The sequence below is a fragment of the Bradyrhizobium sp. UFLA05-153 genome, from assembly GCF_054185185.1.
Genome location: NZ_JBBIAM010000260.1, coordinates 1 through 4286 on the forward strand (window position 1 = coordinate 1; position 4286 = coordinate 4286).

The 4286-nt window shown below is 67.3% G+C and carries 4 protein-coding genes; all 4 read left to right on the plus strand.

Annotated elements, in window-relative coordinates; all coding sequences use genetic code 11:
• Window positions 1-1090 (plus strand): hypothetical protein (locus tag Q2941_RS50915; protein ID WP_458197435.1); only part of this gene is annotated, 1090 nt, incomplete at its 5' end.
• Between the two features lie 2 nt (window positions 1091-1092).
• Window positions 1093-2265 (plus strand): JmjC domain-containing protein, encoded by a 1173-nt coding sequence (locus Q2941_RS50920; protein WP_458197438.1) that lies wholly within the window; start codon window positions 1093-1095, stop codon window positions 2263-2265.
• 2 nt (window positions 2266-2267) lie between these two features.
• The gene (locus Q2941_RS50925) at window positions 2268-3533 is read left to right on the plus strand and encodes a hypothetical protein (RefSeq protein WP_458197436.1); all 1266 of its coding nucleotides are present in this window, start codon (window positions 2268-2270) and stop codon (window positions 3531-3533) included.
• A partial coding sequence (locus Q2941_RS50930) for a hypothetical protein (RefSeq protein WP_458197437.1) occupies window positions 3530-4286 on the plus strand: 757 nt, incomplete at its 3' end. The genes Q2941_RS50925 and Q2941_RS50930, both read left to right, overlap by 4 nt.

The window sequence follows — 4286 nt, forward strand, 5'->3', positions numbered from 1 at the left end:
CGAGCACATTGTCCGCTGCAAGGCCGCGCACGCCGCCCCGCGGCAGTTCTTTGTCAACTACGCCAAGAACGCCACCGCCCGCGTCGCCCGCATCGTCGATACACTCATGACCGACGGCATTATGTCCGAAGGCATCATCGCGATCCAATCGATGGACGAGGGCGTCCTCGCTCGGATCGAGCGGTCGAATATCCGAACCCCCCACATGCTCGATCTCCTGGGCGAATTCCGCAGCCGCCGCTTGCCTGTTTCGGCCGATCTCATGCTCGCGTTGCCCGGAAGTACGCCCGAGACATTTCAGCGCGACTTGCAGACTTTCTTCAACCTCGGCATACCTGCCAAGGCCTACATGACCCGGGTGTTGCCGAACAGCCCGATGGCGGCGCCGAGCTATCTGGAACGCCACGAGATCGTGACAGACGCGCAGGGCTTCATCCTCAGTGCCGCCGGCTTCGGCGTCGACGAGCGCGACCGAATGGTGCAGATGTTTCGCGTCTATCGCGCGTTGCTCGGCGCCTACGGAATCATTCGCTACATCGCGGCCTTCGTGCAATACGACCACGACATCCCCGCCCTCGATCAGATCGATGCACTGAGCGCACCCGGCTCGGAGGCGGCACGGCGGTGCACCGCGCTGATCTGGGCTGCGGAATGCCTGCACGGCCACCGCGCGGGGATCGGCGACTGGGGACGCCTTATCCTCGAGTTCCGCGACCATCTCGCGCGGACCTACGGGGTGCCCCACGACAGCGCGCTCGAAACGGCGATGCGCGTACAGCGCGCGGTGCTGCCACAGCCCGGCCGCGCCCTGCCGCAGGAAATTGCGCTGCCGCACGACTTCGTCGCGTATTGGAACGATCGCGCCGCGGCGGGCTCGCGCCCGCTCACCGACTATCCTCCCGGTCGCCTCCGCGTATCGGACCCCGATCAGCTCTGCGCCGACGATCCGATGCGCTGTATCCACGACGGCAACGTGCGGCTGCGCGACTGGGAGCTCGCGTCGGAACTGCGCCAGCATAAAGGGCGCCGCGTCTTGCAGGTGCTCGATGCGCCAGTGCTCGAGCAGCGTCCGGAACTAGGGCTCTATTGATCATGTCGCTCAGCCGGCTTCTCTATCCCATGACTGTTACCGACTTCCGCGCCGAGGTCCTGGGACGTCGCGCGCTGCACACTAGTTCGGGCTTGGATGCGCTGCGAGACGCGCCGGGCTGGGGGGCCTTCGACGGCTGGCTGGCAAGTGCCATCGCGCGGGGGGCGGCGCGGGCAGCGCGCACGGGAAGCGTGCTCGGCCCTGAACACTACACAACACGCACGACAGGTCGCCGCGGCGGTCAGCTCTGCGCGCCGGACCCGTCCGCGATCCGCGAGGCCTTTGAGGCGGGCTACTCTTTCATAGTCAATGGGATCGAGCGGCACGACCTCTGGATTGCCGAGTTCGCGCGCCAGATTGGGCAGCTCTGCGGCGGACGCGTCGAGGCCAATGTCTATGCTGCCGGGCCAGCTGGGACCGAGGCCTTTCCTATGCATTGGGACGATCACGACGTGATGGTCCTGCAACTCGCTGGGTCGAAGGATTGGGAGATCGCGCCCGCGACCCTCGATGCTCCGCTGATCGGCGCCCCGGGCGAAGACGTGCTGGCGCCCGCTCTGCACGAGCGGAAGACAGTGGCCCGCGGCGATCTACTCTATCTGCCGCGGGGCTGGTGGCATCGCGCCGTGGCACGGGGCGAGGGATCGCTGCACATCAGCTTCGGCATTGCCCGGCCGCTGCGCCTCGACCTGCTGCGAGCCTTGGCAGAGATCGCATTGGAAAGTGCCCCTCTACGCGCGGACATTGCGCTCGACGCGACGGGCCAGCTCTCTGCGGCGGATCGCAACGCCCTGCGCGCGGCTGTGAACGAGGCGCTCGACGACGACCGTCTCGACATGCTTCTTGCCAAGACCATGGACGCCCTGCATCCGCCGGCGCTGTGTGGCCTTGGCTCCTTCATACCGGAGGGCGATGCCTGGCTTTGCTGGCAAGGGCCGGTACCGTTGCCGGTGCTGCCGTCCGTGGACGGAGTCCGCGTACTGCTCGCCGGCCACGAGTTCGCGCTCTCTGCCAACTTCGGCCCAGCGCTCGTGGCGCTGGCGCAGATTGGCCCGCGCCAACGCAGCGCGCTGCTCGCGGCGATGCCGGTGCCACGTGAGGCGGCCGAGGCCCTGCTCGATCAACTGCTTAAGATCGGAATTCTGGCCCGGGCGTATTCCGCCGATGGAGGGTGACCATGGACAATCTGCAACTTAATCGGCAGCAAGCGGCAGAGGCTGATCTTCTGACCTATGCAGCCTCGCTCGCGCGCGCGATCGATCATGACTGGGCGGCGCGGGGCCACCGGTCCGAAGATTTTGCCCCGCTCGCGCAAGCAGCGTTGGACCGTTCGCAGCCGCATCGCGCCATCGACCTCGACGCCGCGCTGCCGCGGCTCGCCGCTGCCGAGGCGCTGCCTGTCCAGATCGATGCCGCGCGGGTCTCAGGCCCTTTGTCGAAATGCTCCGTTACTCTCTTTGCCGACGACCGACTGCAGGTAGATCTGAACGTCTGGTTCGTTGCGCCGATGATAGTGCACGATCATAACTACCACGCCGCCTTCGCCCTGCTCCGGGGGCAAAGCTATGAGGAGCGCTTCACCTGGGACGAGGCGGCACAGGCTCCGGACGGGCTGGCCACCGGCACTCTCTCCACCGATGGGCGGCGCTGGCTATCGACGGGCGATATCGCAGCGCTGACACCCTTCGAAGGCTGCATCCACCGTGTCTGGCATCTCGACTTCCCGAGCGTGAGTCTTTTCGTCAACACCCGCGCCCGCGGCGGGCAAGCCGGGCGCAGCTTTGATGAAAGTGGGCTAGCCTTTCCCTATCCGCTGACACCGACCCTACCGATCGCCGACATGAAGCGACTGCATCTTTACGAAAGCGCACTGCGCAACGGGATCGGCGATGCGATGGCCTGCCTCGTCGCTGCCACCGAGGTGGCTGGTCCGCTCACGCTCTTCCACATGCTGCAGCGCCTGCTGTCGCTGGCTTCGCCGGCAGATCACTGGGCTCATCTCGGCGCGGTTGCCGAGCAACGTTTGCCCGGACTTGGAGCGCGCTTCGCGGCCTATCGCGCGGGGCAGGCGCGCTGGAGCGCGGTGGATTGGACGCAGCGCGGCACACGCGACGAACTTATCGCGCTCGCCGCGCTGATGAGCGCGGAGAGCCCCGCGGCGCTTGCCGAATTCCTCGCCCAGACCCCGCTGCGGAGCCTCGCAGACCTTGCCTGCGCGCTTGAGGGGGCGCAGCGGCGGGGCTGCCTGGCCGAGCCTCTTCCCGACCTCGCCTTCGACGTGCTGCCAGAACTGCTGGCGGGGGCGAGCGATGACGCCGTGCGCGAAAGGCTGGCCCAGAGCTTTGGCGCCGAGGTAGTGGCGGCCACCGGCGCCGATATCGGCAGCCTCTTACAGCGGCTTCGGCAGAGCACGCTGCTCGCCCGCGTGATCCCACACACATGAGCATTCCAGAGAGCCCCGTTACCGCGCGCGGGCTGCTGCTGGCGGCCAATGGCGCGCTAGCGCTGTGGCATCCTGGCGCTACCGCCTATCACACGCCGGACGCGGATGAATTGCGCCTCTGGGTCGCCGCGGCGCGTGGTGTGCCGGTCGCGGACCATGACGGCGGCCCGGCGTGGCGGCTGATTGCGGCAGGTTTTCTGAGCGCGGGCGCGCTGCGTGACGCTGCGACGCCTCCCTTCATCTTCCCGCGTTCGCCTTCAACCACACCGAGCCCCAGTCGCGGGCCAGTCAGGCTTCGGCGGAACTTCGCGGCATGGCCTGCGGCGCAGGGGCTCGAGACTTGGAGCCGGCGCTGCAACGCGCCCCTCCGACTGCCCGAGGAACTCGACCCCTTCCTCGAGCGGCTGGCGCGTGGCTTCGATCCAGAGCGGGCAGACGTCCACCTTGGTCTGGGCGCCGCGCTTGCCCCGCTGGTCGAAGCCGGCGTCATCCTCTCATGCGCCGATCTCGCCGCTGAGGATGCGCTGCTCGAACGGCACATCCGTAGCTCTGGCGACGTGCTCGATATGGAGGCGCTGCTACACCCAACTTTCACCCGCACCGGCCCAGCACGTCGGTCGGCAGGCGTGCCAGTCTATTTCATCCATTCGCTAGTCGGACGCACGTCAGGGCATTTTCCAGACGGCGTGCGGGCGAAATGGGGCCGTTCGAACTACCTCCCGCTCGCCCTCGGCATGATCCTCGCCCATCTCC

Bases quoted from the DNA above. Each gene is read 5' to 3' on its own strand.
- Q2941_RS50920 (WP_458197438.1), top strand. From the start codon at position 1,093: ATGTCGCTCAGCCGGCTTCTCTATCCCATGACTGTTACCGACTTCCGC.
- Q2941_RS50925 (WP_458197436.1), top strand. From the start codon at position 2,268: ATGGACAATCTGCAACTTAATCGGCAGCAAGCGGCAGAGGCTGATCTT.